Source organism: Rhizobium sp. PEPV16, assembly GCF_008919455.1.
GTDB classification, from domain to species: Bacteria; Pseudomonadota; Alphaproteobacteria; order Rhizobiales; family Rhizobiaceae; genus Rhizobium; species Rhizobium leguminosarum_Q.
Genome location: NZ_VSZV01000354.1, coordinates 114,360 through 131,428, shown reverse-complemented (window position 1 = coordinate 131,428; position 17,069 = coordinate 114,360). Strand labels below are relative to the sequence as shown.

The window sequence follows — 17,069 nt, the reverse complement described above, 5'->3', positions numbered from 1 at the left end:
ATGTATAAGAGAGTGATGAAGTGCCAGATCCGGTTGATATTATCGTCGGTCGCAACGTCAGACAGTTTCGCGCCCTTCGCCGTGTTTCTCAGCTCGAGCTTGGCGAAGCACTCGGACTGACTTTCCAGCAAATCCAGAAATACGAGAAGGGGGCGAACCGCGTTTCCGCCAGCAAGCTGCATCAGATCGCGGTTTTTCTCGACGTCGAGATCTCCGCTCTCTTCGAGGGTGCCGGCATGTCGCCATTCGGCAGCCGTGTCGAACTCAGCCCCGACGCCTATGCGCTTGCGCTGAGCTACGACAAGCTGAACTCACCGGCAGGCAAGGAAGCGGTCAAGACCATCGTCACCCTCATGACGGGGGAAGCGGCCGAAACCACCGCCTGATTCCACTGCAGCAATCACGGTTCCCACGGAAAGCACGACCTATTCAAGGTCTGGATGGCTTCCGGACACCTGCGGGTGTGCAGCAATATTGGGAGGATGACCTGCATCAGAACAAAGACCGGAAGCAGACCGCCTGATTGAGGTTTGATGCCGCGCGCTTCAGTGAATCTCGCATTCGTGCAGCGCCATCAGCAGATCGTCCTGCGTCTGGTGGCCGGCATGATAGAGGTCGATCGCGATGCTGGCAATGGAAAGGCCTTGCTGGCTGCGAAGCTTGATGTTGCGCTCGGCGCACCATGTGTAGATGGCGCCGGCGAGAACGTCGACATCTTCGGACTGAGAGGAAAAGGCTGGCGCCATGGCTGATACCCTTGGTTTGTTTGTTCCCGCTAGCGCTAAGGACGCTCTATCACTTTGATTTGGTGCATGCCCCCGAAATCGATTCCGGCTCCCAGGGTCATGCACTGACGGCAGAGACTGAATTCATTTGGAAAACTTGCAAGCGGCATCATCTGGCTGCGTTAACGCAAGTCATCGTCCCGCCCGCCGCCGTATCGATCCGGGACAGATTCGCCGGCATGGACGGCGAATGTCGCAAATCGAGATTCCGGGAACAAAAAAACCGGAGACGTTTCCGTCCCCGGCTTTCGTAATGGGCATGTCGATCGCGGCTCAGCCTTCGAAGAATTCCTTCATGCGGGCAAAGAAGCCCGTCGATTCGGGATTGTTCTCCTTGGAGGAAAGCTGCTCGAATTCCTGAAGCAGTTCGCGCTGGCGCTTGGTGAGCTTTTGCGGCGTCTCGATCTGGATCTGGATGTAGAGGTCGCCCGTCTGCACCGAACGCAGCACTGGCATGCCCTTGCCCTTGAGACGGAACTGTTTGCCGACCTGGGTGCCCTCGGGCACGGTGACGCGGGACTTGGTGCCGTCGAGCGTCGCCACGTCGAAGGTGCCGCCGAGTGCCGCCGTCGTCATCGAGATCGGAACGGCGCAATAGAGATCGGCTCCGTCGCGCTGGTAGAATTCATGCGGTTTGACGGACAGGAAGATATAGAGGTCGCCTGCCGGTCCGCCGCGGGCGCCGGCCTCGCCTTCGCCCTGCAGCCGGATGCGGGTGCCGTCCTCGATGCCGGCCGGGATATTGACCGAGAGCGAACGCTCTTCCGTCACACGGCCCTGGCCGTGGCACTTCGGACACGGATCGGGAATGATCTGGCCGCGGCCGTGGCAGGTCGGGCAGGTCCGTTCGATCGAAAAGAAGCCCTGTGCCGCGCGCACGCGCCCCGTTCCCTGGCAGGTGCCGCAGTTCTTCGGCTGCGTGCCGGGTTTGGCGCCTGAACCCGAACAGACGTCGCAGGTGATCGACGTCGGAACGCGGATCTGCGCCGTCTTGCCGGAAAAAGCCTCTTCCAGCGTTATTTCCATGTTGTAGCGAAGATCGGCGCCACGTTCGCGGCCGCCCGACGAGCGCTGGCGCGCGCGCCCTCCACCCATCATCTCGCCGAAGATATCCTCGAAAATGTCGGAGAAACCGCCGCCAGCAAATCCGCCGCCACCGCCGCCCATGCCGCCATGCTCGAAGGCCGCATGACCATAACGATCATAGGCCGCCCGCTTCTGCGGGTCCTTGAGCATCTCATAGGCTTCGTTGATTTCCTTGAACTTCCGTTCGGCGTCCTTGTCATCCGGGTTCTTGTCCGGATGGTATTTCATCGCCAGTTTGCGAAAGGCGCTCTTCAGCTCTTTCTCGTCCGCCGACTTGGCTACACCCAGAGTTTCGTAAAAGTCCGCTTTTGCCATTAAGGATTAAACCCCGGAAATGGATTTCCGGCTGCCATGGTGAGCAGCCGGATCAGATGTTGAAGCATAACCACGCCGTCGCGGATTACGCGGACTTCTTGCGGTCGTCGTCCTTGATTTCCTCGTAGTCGGCATCAACGACATTGTCGCCGCTTTCCGCGGAGGCATCGCCGGCAGCGCCGCCTTCGGCCTGCTGTGCTTCATAGATCGCCTGGCCGAGCTTCATCGACACTTCCATCAGCGTCTGGGTCTTGGCCTTGATGTCGTCGGCATCGGGCTCGGATGCTTCCGACGCCGTCTTCAGTGCGGCGATCGCATCCGAGATCGCGGTGCGGTCGGCCTCGGAAACCTTGTCGCCATAATCCTTCAGCGACTTTTCCGTGGAATGGATCAGGCTTTCAGCCTGGTTCCGGGCTTCGACGGCCTCGCGGCGCTTCTTGTCCTCGGTGGCATGGGCTTCGGCATCCTTTACCATCTTCTCGATGTCGGCGTCGGAAAGACCGCCGGACGCCTGGATGCGGATCTGCTGTTCCTTGCCGGTGCCCTTGTCCTTGGCCGAAACCTGCACGATGCCGTTGGCGTCGATGTCGAAGGTGACTTCGATCTGCGGCATGCCGCGCGGCGACGGCGGCAGACCGACGAGGTCGAACTGGCCGAGCAGCTTGTTGTCGGCAGCCATTTCACGCTCGCCCTGCGAAACGCGGATGGTGACGGCCTGCTGGTTGTCTTCGGCGGTCGAAAACGTCTGGCTCTTCTTCGTCGGGATCGTCGTGTTGCGTTCGATCAGACGGGTGAAGACACCGCCGAGCGTCTCGATGCCGAGCGACAGCGGCGTCACGTCGAGGAGCAGGACGTCCTTGACGTCGCCCTGCAGAACGCCGGCCTGGATGGCGGCGCCAAGGGCCACCACTTCATCCGGGTTGACACCCTTGTGCGGCTCCTTGCCGAACAGCTGCTTGACGACTTCCTGTACCTTCGGCATGCGGCTCATGCCACCGACGAGAACCACTTCGTCGATTTCGGCGGCAGTGACGCCGGCATCCTTGAGCGCTGCCTTGCACGGCGCGATCGTCCGCTGGACGAGATCGTCGACCAGGCTTTCGAGCTTGGCGCGGGTCAGCTTCAGCGTCAGATGCTTCGGGCCGGAGGCGTCGGCCGTGATGAACGGCAGGTTGATTTCGGTCTGCTGCGAGGACGAAAGCTCGATCTTTGCCTTTTCCGCAGCTTCCTTGAGGCGCTGCAGGGCAAGCTTGTCGTTCTTCAGGTCGATGCCGTTGTCCCTCTTGAACTCGGCAACGAGATATTCGACGAGACGCATGTCGAAGTCTTCACCGCCGAGGAAGGTATCGCCGTTGGTGGACTTCACTTCGAAGACGCCATCACCGATCTCGAGGATCGAAATATCGAAGGTGCCGCCGCCAAGGTCGTAGACGGCAATCGTCTTGCCTTCTTTCTTGTCGAGACCGTAGGCCAGCGCTGCAGCAGTCGGCTCGTTGATGATGCGCAGGACTTCAAGACCGGCGATGCGGCCGGCATCCTTGGTTGCCTGGCGCTGCGCGTCGTTGAAGTAGGCGGGAACGGTGATGACGGCCTTCTCGACCTTCTCGCCGAGATAGGATTCGGCAGTTTCCTTCATCTTCTGAAGGATCATCGCGGAAATCTGTGCGGGCGAGTAGCCCTTGCCATTGGCTTCGACCCAGGCGTCGCCATTGTCGCCCTTGACGATGGTGAAGGGAACGAGGTGCTTGTCCTTCTCGACGGTCGGATCTTCGTAGCGGCGGCCGATCAGGCGCTTGACTGCAAAGAGCGTATTCGTCGGGTTGGTGACTGCCTGGCGCTTGGCCGGCTGGCCGACGAGGCGTTCGCCATCATCGGAAAATGCCACCATGGAAGGGGTCGTACGCGCACCTTCCGCGTTCTCGATGACCTTCGCGTCCTTGCCGTCCATGACTGCGACGCAGGAATTCGTCGTTCCGAGGTCGATACCAATTACTTTTGCCATGTCATTCTCTCCTTGAAGCAAGCTGTGGGAACCCCGAGAAGGCATTTCCCTGACAGCCCCTTACGGGATGGGTCTACTTAAGATTACGCAATCGTGATTGCGGTGATGCGGCGTATATAAGGAGCGGTTTTCTGGACTGCAAGGCGAGAAATGGCCCGGAATCCAGCAAAACGAATGTGTTGCATTCAATTTTGACAGTAGCCGTGAAAGAGGTCGCCCTATGTCCGGAAACCGGCCGATGTCTGAAGCATGTCGCGCAAAACCGTGTACCGTTTTTGCGACAACGACATGCGTAAAACAAGGACCTCAAGCGCAAGGCGCGAATCCGAAAGATCATGGCGCGCTTTAGAGCATCGGGCGTGCGCCGGGCATGCAGCAAAGATCTCACTGGCCCATGATCAGATCGAGCAGCGTCGTGCGCCGCGGCTGGACGGAAGAGGTGGTTTGCGGCCCTCCGACATTGCCGGGCGGGATGACGTTTCCATAACCGGACCCGCCGCCTTCGGCAACGTCGGCAGGAGGAATCGGGCCGTTTCCGGATGTTGTCGTCTGCTGCCGGACCGGCGCCTGCGGATAGCGGTTTGCATTGTCGTCGCCGCCGAAGACGCCGGAAATAATGCCGCCGATCGTCGATGGCGGCGCCTCGGCCGTCATCGGTTGTCCGCTGCCCAGCTGCCCATCGGCCGGTGCCTGCGCCATCGGCTGACCATTGTTCGGATCGGCGATCAACTGGCCGTTGCCGAAGAGCGGTGCCGGCGAAAGACCCTTGTGGGCGGCGATCATGAATTCCTTCCAGGCCTTGGCCGGCAAGCCGCCGCCGGTCACCTTCTTCATCGGCTTGCCGTCGTCATTGCCGAACCAGACCCCGGTGGTGAGATTGCTGGTGAAGCCGACGAAGAGCGCGTCGCGCGAATTCTGGGTGGTGCCGGTCTTTCCCGCCGCCTGCCAGCCGGGGATCTTGGCGCTCTTGCCGGTGCCGTTGTCGATGACGCCCATCATCATCGCATCCATCTGGGCGACGATCTGCTCGGAGAGCACGCGCGGTGGGCTGTCATAGGTATTTTCGTAGAGAACCTTGCCCTCAGCGGTCGTCACCCGGCGAATGACGTGCGGCGTCGCCTTGTAGCCGCCGTTCATGAAGGCGGCATAGGAGGCGGTGAGTTCCATCAGCGACACCTCGGACGTGCCGAGAGCGATCGAGGCGTTCGGCTGCAGCTCGCTTTCGATGCCGAGCCGGTGGGCAAGCTTGATCACCTGATCCGGCCCGTCATACATCACCAACTGGGCGGCCACCGTGTTCAGCGACTTGGCAAGCGCGGTCGCCAGCGTCACTTCGCCATTGTATTTTTTCTCGTAATTTTCGGGCGTCCAGTCGCCGATCCGGATCGGCGCGTCGTTGAACACCGAATAGGGCGTCAGCCCCTTCTCGAGTGCTGCGGCATAGACGAAGGGCTTGAACGAGGAACCCGGCTGGCGTTTGGCCTTGACGGCGCGGTTGAACTGGCTCGTCGCATAATCCCTGCCGCCGACCAGCGCCCGGATCGCGCCGGTGCCGTCGATCGAGACCAGGGCCGCCTGCGAGGCGTCGAGCTTGCCGCCTTCCTTGTCGAGTACGTCGACCAGCGATTGCTCGGCCTTCTTTTCCAGCGACTTGTCGATGGTCGTATCGACGATGACGTCTTCCTTGACGTCGCCGATCAGACCCGGCAGCGCGTCCATCACCATGTCGGCGACATAGTGCCCGGCGCCCGACCAGTAACTCTTGGCCGAAGCCGGGGTCTGCGACATCGCCGTCTTGACCTCCGAATCGGTGATGAAGCCCTGTTCGCGCATCGCCGCGAGCACGAGTTGGGCGCGTGCATTCGCAGCTTCCGCATCGCGGGCCGGCGAAAGCCGCGACGGCGCCTTGAGCAGGCCGGCGAGCACCGCGGCCTCGCCGAGGTTTACGTCACGCGCCGATTTGTTGAAGTAGCGGCGCGAGGCTGCCTCGACGCCATAGGCGTTCGATCCGAAGAATACCCGGTTGAGATACATCGCCAGGATCTGGTCCTTGGTGTACTTCTGCTCCAGCCAGAGCGAGAGCAGCACCTCCTGCACCTTGCGTTCCAGCGTTCTTTCAGGCGAGAGGAAGAGGTTCTTGGCAAGCTGCTGGGTCAGCGTCGAGCCACCCTGGACCATGTGGCCAGCCGTGAGATTGGTCACAACAGCCCGGCCGAGGCCGAGCGGATCGACGCCGAAATGCGAATAGAAACGCCGATCTTCGATGGCGATGACGGCTTCCGGAATATAGGGCGACATGTTTTCGAGCGACAGCGCCTCGCCGCCGGTGGCGCCGCGATTGGCGATGACGCTGCCGTCGACAGCGGTGATCTTGACGTTCGGCGGCCGTTCCGGGATCGCCCATGTGCTGGCGCTCGGCATGCGCGAACCATAATAGACTACGAGCCCGGCAACGCCGATGCCGGCCCAGATGAAAAGCACGACGCACCAGTAGGTCACGCGGCGCATAAAGCCGAACAACCCGCCGCCATCGTGCTCCCGCGGCTCGCGCCGCCGCCGGGGGGCGGCACGCCGCGGCGGAGGTTTTGCGCCACCGCGGCGCTGGGATCGGCCTCCGGCAATGCGATCATCGTCATCGAGCGAAAATTCATCATCGTCGCGTGCCGGGCGGCCGCTGAAAGACGGTTCTATTCTGTCGCCTGATCTGCCTCTGCCTGCCATCGCGGACCGGTCACACCCCATATTCGATCGCGAAGTCAGCTTCGCATAACGGCGCTCTTCTCCAGCGCCGCGCGTCTTTTCAGGCGCGCAAAGGACGCTGGAGCACTTTGAGTGCCGCCGTGATCATCCGACTGAACTGTAAATGCGGCGATTTAACGGGGTATTAATAATGGAAAGTAAAGCAGATTGGCGACAGCATTGGCCTTCAGAACTGCCGGGCTTCGTAATCGTCGAGCGTTTCCGGGTCCTGCTTATATTCCCACTCGCCCAGATGAAAGCGGCGCCAGATCTGGCCGGAAGGATTGAGGTTCGCCCCATCGGTGAGGCGCACAGGCAGGATAGGGTTGTGTTTATGCCAAACGGTAACATCTGTGGCGGCCGCCCGAGGGGCGAAAAGCCCGAAGAAAGCCAGGTAGTCTTGCGTCATTAGGGTCCAGCCTCGAACGGATCAAGATTGATCCGCAACTTCACAAAAATGCAATAAAGAATCCTGCAATACAAGAGCATCGCGGTGGCCTCACATCAAATTGTCGGTGGACCGCATTCGAGGATCGATGCTTCCCCTGCGGCTCCTGTCTAGCGCTCGCCGGCCAAGCCGCACGTCTCATGAAAAAAAGACCTGAAGTGCGTCACGTGAATCACTGATGATACGACGCATTTTTCAGCGCCGCGCGTCTTTTCGAGAAACATAAAAAATGTGTAACACATTGAATTTCCGCATAGTGTTTTCCTCAAATCGGGTCCGTTTCAAGGAATTATGCAGCAGGCGGAACCAATAGGCTTCGCGATTGTTTATGAAGAAGCGGGACAACCCCTCACGTCCCGCGAATGATCGGCCGTCTCCCCTCAACGCGTGCCGATCGACATCAGGCCCGGTGCATCCCCCCAAGGGAGCGCCGGGCTTTTTCTTGGGTGTTTGCCCTTGGCAAACCTCGGAAGAGGACGGCGCTGCCGTCCCCCTTCTCATTCGTCGCAGGAGGGATCGCCGGGGCGGCAATCAAAATCCCTGCGGTCTGGCCTGCGGTCATCGCCCCTGCGGTCGTCCCCTTGCCGGTCACCTCTTTGCCGGTCACCTCTTTGCAAATCGTCCCTTTGCCGATCGCCCAGTTGATTGTCGTCGCGCCAGTCACGATCTCGGTCGCGCCCATCTCGGTCGCGATCCCGCTCACGCCAGTTCCGGTCGCGATCCCGGTTATCCCGATCGCGGTCGCGATCCCGATTGTCGCGGTCGCGGTAGTAATAGTCCGGGCCGCGGCTCCAGCGGTCACGTTCGCGATAGAAATCGCGGTTGCGGTAGTAGCGGTCCCAATAATTGTCGACGCTGAAGCGAATCATCGGAATGCCGAGCGGGCGGTAATATTGCGGACCGACATAAACGCGGCGCTGCTGATAGAGGGCCTGCACGTACTGGCCGGAAACCCAGCCGCGGCCGCCGTAGAACTCGACATCGCACCAGTTGACGTCGGAAAGGCATCCGCGGATCTCGACGGAGGAACCGGCCGGTATGACGGCAACGGCAGGATATCGGGTGCTCGGACCGGCACGCATGTTGACGTTCGCCGTCGAGTAGCCTTCGGCAGCCTGCGCTATGGCGGGCGCCAGCATAAGCACGCCGGCGGCTGCAATTTTAACAAAGAGATTTTTCACGCTTCTCAGTCCTTGTTGGCACGTTTTTCAGGCAGCGCTTGGCCGCGTTTCCTTGGCATACGCCATTGAAACAAAAGATAGAGCGATCGCCCGCAGGTGTCAGGGCGTTATCATTCATCTTATCTTTCAATGGCTTATACGTCGCTCGCGATGAACGTAGCTTGAACGGCGAAATGTCTGTCAGCGCCCTTGGAGCCGCGCGTGGTGCTTCCGGCAAGGGCCGGTATTGTTAAAGGTCCGTTAACCTTTCAGCGGCAGTCTCACTGCAATACCCGCTTGCTCCTTGACCACGGATGAACTGGCACTGAGGTGAGCGGATGACGAAAGGCCGGGTCGAACCGGCCTTTTTGTTTGTCGCAACTTTGCGTGGCGCATCTTGATTGAAGGGCGCCCTTTCCTTCAGGTGGCGAGCGCCTGAAGAATCCGCACCCAGGAGCGGATGCCTTTGTGGTAGGAGATAAGCTCGTATTTCTCGTTCGGCGAGTGGATGCGATCATCGCTGAGGCCGAAGCCGACGAGCAGCGATTCCATGCCGAGCATCTTCTGGAAATCCCCGACGATCGGGATCGACCCACCCATGCCGATGACGATGGCGGGTTTCGGCCACTCGTCGGAAAGCGCGTTCTTCGCCTTGGTGAGAACAGGCGAATCATAGGAAAGATGAATCGCCGGCGAGCCGCCATGCGGATGGAACTCGACCGAGCAATCGGCGGGAATCTTCGCGCTGATATAGCTGCGGAAAGCCTCGCGGATGGCGGCCGGATCCTGCGTGCCGACGAGGCGGAACGAAACCTTCGCCGAAGCCTTGGCGGCGATCACCGTCTTGAAGCCTTCGCCGGTATAGCCACCCCAGATACCGTTGATTTCGGCGGTCGGCCGTGCCCAGGTGAGTTCCAGCACCGAGCGGCCTTTTTCGCCGGATGGAATGGAAAGGCCGACTTCGCCGAGGAAGCTCTCCGCGGTCTTGCCGAGCGTTTCCCATGACGCCTTGATGTTGTCGGGCGTTTCCTCGACGCCGTCATAGAAGCCGTCAAGCGTGATGCGTCCCGTCTCGTCGTGCAGACCGGCAAGAGCCTCGACGAGAATATGGATCGGATTGGCGGCCGCGCCGCCGAAGAGACCGGAATGCAGGTCGCGATCGGCGGCCGTCACGATCACTTCCTCGCCGACGAGGCCGCGCAGCGCTGCGGCGATTGCCGGCGTGTCGCGGTCCCACATGCCGGTATCGCAGACCAGCGCATAATCGGCCTTGAGCTCGGCGGCATTGGCTTCGAGGAAGGGCTTCAGGGAGGGCGAGCCAGACTCCTCCTCGCCCTCGAAGAGGATGGTGACGCGGCAGGGAAGCGCGCCGTTGATCTCCTTATAGGCGCGGCAAGCCTCGACAAAGGTCATCAACTGGCCCTTGTCGTCGGAGGTGCCGCGGCCGGTCAGGATCTTGCGGCCCTCGCCGACATCCTTGATCGATGGCTCGAAGGGGTCGTTTTCCCAGAGCTCGATCGGGTCGACCGGCTGAACGTCGTAATGGCCGTAGAAGAGAACATGCGGCGCATCGGCGGAAGCGCCGGCATGGTGGGCGACCACCATCGGATGGCCAGGCGTATCGCGCACGGAGGCCGTAAAGCCGAGCGTCCCGAGATAGCCGACGAGCCATTCCGCAGCCATTCGGCATTCGGCTTTATAGGCGGGATCGGTGGAAATTGACTGGATGCGCAGAAGCTCGAACAGCTTTTCGAGGCTCGATGGAAGGTTCTGGTCCGCGCGCGAAAGCACCTGACTTACATCCGTCATTTCCGACTCCTTTTCGAAATTCGGCCGGACGATAGACCAAACCGGAAATGCACGCGAGGCGGAAAAAAACAAAAATCGGCGGGGGCGCAAAGCGCCGGCATGGCTCAGATTAGCTGTTCGCGCGGTGGCTCTTTTCGGTCAGAGCGCCTTGGCGTTTTCCAGAAGCCGGCGGATATATTCAAGCGTCAGCTCGCGCTCGAAAACCCGGAAACCTTTAAACAGCGCAAGATCGGCCTCACGCGCGGTCTCGATCGCCTCGGCCTCCATGGCGCGGGCTCTCGGCGTCAGGAAGAGCAGTTGCGCCCGCTTGTCGGATGGATGCGGCCGGCGTTCGATTAGCCCGTCGCGGACCATGCGCGAAAGCGTATTGGCCATGGTCGCCTGCTCGATATCGACCCGCTCGAGAAGCTGTTTCTGGGTCAGCCCGTCCTCGGCCCAGAGTTCCAGCAGAATGGGGAACTGCCCTGGAGAAAAACCGAGCCCGACCGCGCGCTGGTGCAGCGAGCGGGCAAAACCCTTCGCCAGCTGGCTGGCAAGGTAGGCTCCCGAATCCATGCGGTTAAATCCCATGATTGCAAGTTAGGCTCAAAACCATGCCGGAGACAATGCAGCAAATCGCATACGATGCTCCATAACATGCGAGCTGCGATCAGAATTTCGAGTGTCTCGAAAAAACAAAAGTCGCCATGGCCTGGAGGTTGGCCATGGCGACTTTAAAGTGGGGACAAAGGCCCGGAGAGGGGGATAAGGCCTTTGTCCAAGCCTGACGCGGCGGGGGACAAGCCGGTAATCAGACCCGCGGCGCAATCAAGCGCCGGTGACATGGATTTGTGCCTTAGAATGTGGTTTTTCAAGGGAGGGCCATCGTTACAAATCGGTAACAGTTTGGTGAGCCGGAATCCCTGCCGCACAATTCCTGAGATCGGAATCGATGGAAGGATAAAATTATGCAACAACGCCAAGTGCTCAGCATCCTTTGCGCGTCCGAAAAAACGCGCGGCAACGTAGCGCTCCGAACACCATAATCCTTTTCGCGCGCCGAACTTTATGCCGAACTCTATATGGACCTCGTCCCATGCCCGCGCTATCCATGCACGCATGAAAAAAGGCGATCACCTCTTCCTAGTCGATGGTTCCGGATTCATCTTCCGGGCGTTTCATGCACTGCCGCCGCTGACTCGCAAGACCGACGGCCTGCCGATCGGCGCCGTGTCCGGTTTCTGCAACATGCTGTGGAAGCTGCTGAGGGACGCGCGCAATACCGATGTCGGTGTGACCCCGACGCATCTTGCCGTCATCTTCGATTATTCCGCCAAGACGTTTCGCAAGGATCTCTACGACGCCTACAAGGCGAACCGCTCCGCGCCGCCGGAAGAGCTCATCCCGCAATTCGGCCTTATAAGAGAGGCGACCCGCGCCTTCAATCTGCCCTGCATCGAGACCGAAGGCTTCGAGGCCGACGACATCATCGCCACCTATGCCCGCCAGGCCGAAGCGACCGGCGCCGATGTCACCATCGTCTCCTCCGACAAGGATCTGATGCAGCTCGTCAGCCCCAATGTCCATATGTATGACAGCATGAAGGACAAGCAGATCGGCATTCCCGATGTCATCGAGAAATGGGGCGTGCCGCCGGAAAAGATGATCGATCTGCAGGCGATGACCGGCGATTCGGTCGACAATGTTCCCGGCATTCCCGGCATCGGCCCGAAAACCGCCGCCCAACTTCTCGAGGAATACGGCGATCTCGATACGCTGCTCGAACGCGCCACCGAGATCAAGCAGGTCAAGCGCCGTGAGACGATCCTCGCCAATATCGACATGGCCAGGCTCTCACGCGACCTCGTGCGGCTGCGCACCGATGTGCCGCTCGATCTCGATCTCGATGGGCTGGTGCTGGAACCGCAGAACGGTCCGAAGCTGATCGGCTTCCTGAAGACGATGGAATTCACCACGCTGACGCGCCGCGTCGCCGAAGCCTGCGATTGCGATGCCGGCGCCATCGAACCGGCGATCGTCCGCATCGAATGGGGTGAGACAGCCCGCGGCCCGGATCTCGATGCGGCCGAGCCCGAGCCCGTTGCCGGCGGTATCCCCGAGGTCTCGGGCGAATCCGTGCCGGTGCCGACGCGTGCAAAGGCGAAGACCGCGGTCGAAGGCGCCTTTTCGCCCGCCGATCTTGCCAAGGCGCGGGCCGAGGCCTTTGCGACGCTGCCCTTCGATCATTCGACCTATGTGACGATCCGCGATCTGCCGACGCTCGACCGCTGGATCGCCGATGCGCGTGCCACCGGCCTCGTTGCTTTCGATACCGAGACCACCTCGCTGGATGCGATGCAGGCCGAGCTTGTCGGCATTTCGCTGGCGATCGCCGACAATTCGGCCGATCCCACCGGCACGAAGATCCGTGCCGCCTATGTGCCTCTCGTCCATAAGAACGGCGTCGGCGATCTGCTCGGCGGCGGCCTTGCCGAAAACCAGATCCCGATGGGCGATGCCCTGCCACGGCTGAAGGCATTGCTGGAAGACGAATCGGTTCTCAAGGTCGCCCAGAACCTGAAATACGATTACCTGCTGATGAAGCGCTACGGCATCGAGACCAGGAGTTTCGACGACACGATGCTGATCTCCTACGTGCTCGATGCCGGCACCGGCGCGCATGGCATGGACCCGCTCTCGGAAAAATTCCTCGGCCATACCCCGATCCCCTACAAGGACGTGGCGGGCAGCGGCAAGTCGAACGTCACCTTCGATCTGGTCGATATCGACCGCGCCACCCACTATGCCGCCGAAGATGCCGAGGTGACGCTGCGCCTCTGGCTGGTGCTGAAGCCGCGGCTGGCGGCGGCGGGATTGACCAGCGTCTATGAACGGCTGGAGCGGCCGCTATTGCCGGTGCTGGCGCGCATGGAAGCGCGCGGCATCACCGTCGACCGGCAGATCCTGTCGCGGCTCTCCGGCGAGCTGGCTCAGAGTGCAGCAAGGCTGGAGGACGAGATCTACGTGCTGGCCGGCGAACGTTTCAACATCGGCTCGCCGAAGCAGCTGGGCGATATCCTGTTCGGCAAGATGGGCCTTGCCGGTGGCAACAAGACGAAGACAGGCCAATGGTCCACCTCCGCGCAGGTGCTCGAGGATCTGGCCGCCGCCGGTTTCGAATTGCCGCGCAAGATCGTCGACTGGCGCCAGGTCACCAAGCTGAAATCCACCTATACCGACGCGCTTCCGGGTTACGTTCACCCCGAGACAAAGCGGGTCCACACCTCCTACTCGCTGGCATCGACCACCACGGGGCGCCTGTCCTCGTCCGAGCCGAACCTGCAGAACATTCCGGTGCGCACCGCAGAAGGCCGCAAGATCCGCACCGCCTTCATCTCGACGCCTGGCCACAAGCTGATCTCTGCCGACTACAGCCAGATCGAACTGCGCGTACTTGCCCATGTGGCCGAGATCCCGCAACTGACCAAGGCCTTCGAAGATGGCGTCGACATCCACGCCATGACGGCGTCGGAAATGTTCGGCGTGCCGGTGGAAGGCATGCCGGGCGAGGTGCGCCGCCGCGCCAAGGCGATCAATTTCGGCATCATCTACGGCATCTCGGCCTTCGGGCTTGCCAATCAGCTTTCGATCGAGCGTTCGGAAGCCGGCGACTACATCAAGAAGTATTTCGAGCGTTTCCCCGGCATCCGCGACTATATGGAAAGCCGAAAAGCGATGGCGCGCGACAAGGGTTACGTCGAAACGATCTTCGGTCGCCGCATCAACTATCCCGAAATCCGCTCTTCCAATCCATCCGTGCGTGCCTTTAACGAGCGTGCGGCGATCAACGCGCCGATCCAGGGCTCGGCCGCCGACGTCATCCGCCGTGCAATGATCAAGATAGAGCCGGCGCTTGTTGAAGTCGGCCTTGCCGATCGCGTCCGCATGCTGCTGCAGGTGCATGACGAACTCATCTTCGAGGTCGAGGACGAGGATGTCGAAAAGGCGATGCCGGTCATCGTCTCGGTCATGGAAAACGCCACCATGCCCGCGCTGGAAATGCGTGTGCCGCTGAGGGTCGATGCCCGCGCCGCCACCAATTGGGACGAGGCGCATTAAAAGCATGTCGCGCAAAACTGTGCGGCGGTTTTGCGACAACGACATGCGTGGAAATAAAGCCTAAAGCGCCAGCAGCGAATCTGAAAGATTGCGACGCGCTTCAGAGCACCTCCCCAAAATTGGCAAAGATTTTTCTCACTGCCAGAACTCATTGAAAGTGCAGCGATTTATCCCAAGGGGTCGTATCGGAACGATACGGCAGGAAGGAACTTATTAACCTTCCTTTTCTATCCCGGTAGGGTCGTAATTTGCAAAGCATGAGTGAGTAGCGGACGCATGCGTTTTCCCAGAACCAATTTGACGGATGCCGGAGATTTTTCCAGCGAGATTGAAACGGACCTTCCAGAGGAAAGCCCAGGGGAGAAGCCGGCGGCGCCCATCTGGCAGAGCAACTTTTCCCTCGCGCCGAATGTCCGTTTCACCCGTACGCCGGAAACGCTGATCAGCAGGCGGCGCGCGCCGAATGAGCCGGTTCGAGATGATTCGCAGATTGGACAGCAGGCGATACGGATAGAGCCGGTGGCCGTCGACGTGCCGTTCGATATCTATCTGCCGGAGCCGGACGACATTTCCGCAGCACCGCACAGGATCGAACTGCAGCAGGCACCTTTGCTTGACGAGCCCGGCGCGCCCGCCTTCCGCGCCAGCGCCGAGCTTTCCTCCATTTCGGATTTCGCCTTCTGGGAAGTCATGGCCTTTGAAGAGGCCGAGCCGGTTCGCGCACCGCCGTTGATATCGTTCCCGAAGACCGAGACCTCGCCCGAATCGATCACGTCGCTGTTCCGGATCATGGAATGGCGCCCTGGCCGGCCGGCCCCCGCTCCCGTCGTCTCCCGCCCGGCCCCGCAGCCAGCCGCGGTCTCCGCGAAGGTTGCCGTGCGCCCTGCCGCCGCAATATCCCTGGAAAAGCCCAGGCGCATTCTTGTCGAGGCACCGGTCGCGCCGGCCCCCCAGGCTGCGCCGGCCCCTCACGTCGCGGCAGCCCCTTTGGTCGCGCCGGCGCCGCAGCGCACGCCGCCCGTCGCTGCGGTCCTGCCATCGCCGCGCCTGGCCGTGAGGCCCGAAAGGATCGACGCATCCGGCTACGAATTTCCGCCGCGTGCCCTTCTGCAGGAGCCTCCGGAGCGCCTCGGCGAGATCATGTCGCAGGAGACGCTGGAGCAGAATGCCGGGCTTCTGGAAAGCGTGCTGGAAGATTTCGGCATCAAGGGCGAGATCATCCATGTCCGTCCCGGCCCTGTCGTCACCCTCTATGAATTCGAGCCGGCGCCGGGTGTGAAATCCTCGCGGGTCATCGGCCTTGCCGATGATATCGCCCGCTCGATGTCGGCGCTCTCGGCCCGTGTTGCCGTGGTCCCCGGCCGCAACGTCATCGGCATCGAACTGCCGAATGTCACGCGTGAAACCGTTTACTTCCGCGAGATGATCGAGAGCCAGGATTTCGAGAAGAGCGGTTACAAGCTGGCGCTCGGCCTCGGCAAGACCATTGGCGGCGAGCCTGTCATTGCCGAGCTCGCCAAGATGCCGCATCTGCTCGTCGCCGGCACCACCGGTTCCGGCAAATCGGTCGCCATCAACACGATGATCCTGTCGCTGCTCTACCGCATGACGCCGGAACAGTGCCGCCTGATCATGGTCGACCCGAAAATGCTCGAACTGTCCGTCTATGACGGCATCCCGCATCTGCTGACGCCCGTCGTCACCGATCCGAAAAAGGCGGTCATGGCGCTGAAATGGGCCGTGCGCGAAATGGAGGAGCGCTATCGCAAGATGTCGCGCCTTGGTGTCCGCAACATCGACGGATACAACGACCGCGTCGCCCAGGCTCGCGAAAAGGGCGAAACCATCCACGTCATGGTCCAGGTCGGCTTCGACAAGGGCACCGGCACTCCGATCGAGGAAAGCCAGGCGCTGGACCTGACGCCGATGCCTTATATCGTCGTCATCGTCGACGAGATGGCCGACCTGATGATGGTCGCCGGCAAGGACATCGAAGGTGCGATCCAACGCCTCGCCCAAATGGCGCGCGCCGCCGGCATTCATCTGATCATGGCGACACAGCGTCCGTCGGTCGACGTCATCACCGGCACGATCAAGGCAAACTTCCCGACCCGCATCTCCTTCCAGGTGACCTCGAAGATCGACAGCCGCACCATTCTCGGCGAGCAGGGCGCCGAGCAGCTGCTCGGTCAGGGGGATATGCTGCATATGCAGGGCGGCGGGCGGATTTCCCGTGTCCACGGTCCCTTCGTCTCGGATGTCGAAGTGGAAAAGGTCGTTGCCCATCTGAAGACCCAGGGCCGCCCGGAATATCTCGACACCGTCACCGCCGATGAGGAGGAAGAGACGGAAGAGGAAGAAGCCGGCGCCGTCTTCGATAAGAGCGCCATGGCCTCGGAGGATGGCAACGAGCTTTACGAACAGGCGGTCAAGGTCGTCTTGCGCGACAAGAAATGCTCGACCTCCTACATCCAGCGCCGCCTCGGCATCGGCTACAACCGCGCTGCATCATTGGTGGAACGCATGGAAAAGGAAGGCCTCGTCGGTCCCGCCAACCATGTCGGCAAGCGCGAGATCGTATCGGGACGCGGCGACGGCGAGTAATCGCCGGCTGCCAGGGCGTCTGA

The 17,069-nt window shown here is 61.0% G+C and carries 11 protein-coding genes; 3 read left to right on the top strand and 8 right to left on the bottom strand.

Annotation, left to right across the window (positions count from 1 at the left end; genetic code table 11):
• Positions 1 to 20: 20 nt before the first annotated feature.
• Positions 21 to 386 carry a helix-turn-helix transcriptional regulator gene (locus tag FY112_RS33510; RefSeq protein WP_017962753.1) on the top strand — a complete coding sequence of 122 codons (366 nt, stop codon included), beginning with the start codon at positions 21 to 23 and terminating at the stop codon, positions 384 to 386.
• Between the two features lie 159 nt (positions 387 to 545).
• Here the strand turns inward: FY112_RS33510 and FY112_RS33505 are convergent, their stop codons facing one another.
• From FY112_RS33505 to FY112_RS33470, 8 genes are all read right to left on the bottom strand, one after another.
• Positions 546 to 746 carry a hypothetical protein gene (locus FY112_RS33505; RefSeq protein ID WP_003544370.1) on the bottom strand — a complete coding sequence of 67 codons (201 nt, stop codon included), beginning with the start codon at positions 744 to 746 and terminating at the stop codon, positions 546 to 548.
• 312 nt (positions 747 to 1,058) lie between these two features.
• Positions 1,059 to 2,186, bottom strand: a complete 1,128-nt coding sequence (dnaJ, locus tag FY112_RS33500) for a molecular chaperone DnaJ (protein WP_017962754.1) — start codon at positions 2,184 to 2,186, stop codon at positions 1,059 to 1,061.
• An 85-nt stretch (positions 2,187 to 2,271) separates the two neighbouring features.
• Complete coding sequence (gene dnaK / locus FY112_RS33495) at positions 2,272 to 4,188, bottom strand: molecular chaperone DnaK (RefSeq protein WP_017962755.1); 1,917 nt, start codon at positions 4,186 to 4,188, stop codon at positions 2,272 to 2,274.
• Between the two features lie 384 nt (positions 4,189 to 4,572).
• Positions 4,573 to 6,909, bottom strand: coding sequence for a transglycosylase domain-containing protein (locus tag FY112_RS33490; protein WP_151520293.1), 2,337 nt, complete (start codon positions 6,907 to 6,909; stop codon positions 4,573 to 4,575).
• Positions 6,910 to 7,114: 205 nt separating this feature from the next.
• Entirely contained in the window at positions 7,115 to 7,336 is a 222-nt protein-coding gene (locus FY112_RS33485) for a hypothetical protein (RefSeq protein ID WP_027682216.1), read from the bottom strand.
• A 536-nt stretch (positions 7,337 to 7,872) separates the two neighbouring features.
• Complete coding sequence (locus FY112_RS33480) at positions 7,873 to 8,556, bottom strand: SH3 domain-containing protein (protein WP_151520292.1); 684 nt, start codon at positions 8,554 to 8,556, stop codon at positions 7,873 to 7,875.
• Between the two features lie 399 nt (positions 8,557 to 8,955).
• Complete coding sequence (locus FY112_RS33475) at positions 8,956 to 10,344, bottom strand: M20/M25/M40 family metallo-hydrolase (protein ID WP_151520291.1); 1,389 nt, start codon at positions 10,342 to 10,344, stop codon at positions 8,956 to 8,958.
• 138 nt (positions 10,345 to 10,482) lie between these two features.
• Positions 10,483 to 10,899: a MarR family transcriptional regulator gene (locus tag FY112_RS33470; RefSeq protein WP_003544385.1), complete on the bottom strand. Its 417-nt coding sequence runs from the start codon at positions 10,897 to 10,899 to the stop codon at positions 10,483 to 10,485.
• Between the two features lie 543 nt (positions 10,900 to 11,442).
• Here FY112_RS33470 and polA point away from each other — a divergent pair.
• Both polA and FY112_RS33455 read left to right on the top strand, forming a co-directional pair.
• Positions 11,443 to 14,442 carry a DNA polymerase I gene (gene polA / locus FY112_RS33460; protein WP_151520290.1) on the top strand — a complete coding sequence of 1,000 codons (3,000 nt, stop codon included), beginning with the start codon at positions 11,443 to 11,445 and terminating at the stop codon, positions 14,440 to 14,442.
• Positions 14,443 to 14,718: 276 nt separating this feature from the next.
• Positions 14,719 to 17,046 (top strand): DNA translocase FtsK, encoded by a 2,328-nt coding sequence (locus FY112_RS33455; protein WP_151520289.1) that lies wholly within the window; start codon positions 14,719 to 14,721, stop codon positions 17,044 to 17,046.
• Positions 17,047 to 17,069: the final 23 nt, after the last annotated feature.

Excerpts from the sequence above, each read along its gene's own strand:
- FY112_RS33505 (WP_003544370.1), bottom strand. The coding sequence starts at position 746 with ATGGCGCCAGCCTTTTCCTCTCAGTCCGAAGATGTCGACGTTCTCGCC.
- dnaJ (WP_017962754.1), bottom strand. The coding sequence starts at position 2,186 with ATGGCAAAAGCGGACTTTTACGAAACTCTGGGTGTAGCCAAGTCGGCG.
- dnaK (WP_017962755.1), bottom strand. The coding sequence starts at position 4,188 with ATGGCAAAAGTAATTGGTATCGACCTCGGAACGACGAATTCCTGCGTC.
- FY112_RS33490 (WP_151520293.1), bottom strand. The coding sequence starts at position 6,909 with ATGGCAGGCAGAGGCAGATCAGGCGACAGAATAGAACCGTCTTTCAGC.
- FY112_RS33485 (WP_027682216.1), bottom strand. The coding sequence starts at position 7,336 with ATGACGCAAGACTACCTGGCTTTCTTCGGGCTTTTCGCCCCTCGGGCG.
- FY112_RS33475 (WP_151520291.1), bottom strand. The coding sequence starts at position 10,344 with ATGACGGATGTAAGTCAGGTGCTTTCGCGCGCGGACCAGAACCTTCCA.
- FY112_RS33470 (WP_003544385.1), bottom strand. The coding sequence starts at position 10,899 with ATGGATTCGGGAGCCTACCTTGCCAGCCAGCTGGCGAAGGGTTTTGCC.
- polA (WP_151520290.1), top strand. The coding sequence starts at position 11,443 with ATGAAAAAAGGCGATCACCTCTTCCTAGTCGATGGTTCCGGATTCATC.
- FY112_RS33455 (WP_151520289.1), top strand. The coding sequence starts at position 14,719 with ATGCGTTTTCCCAGAACCAATTTGACGGATGCCGGAGATTTTTCCAGC.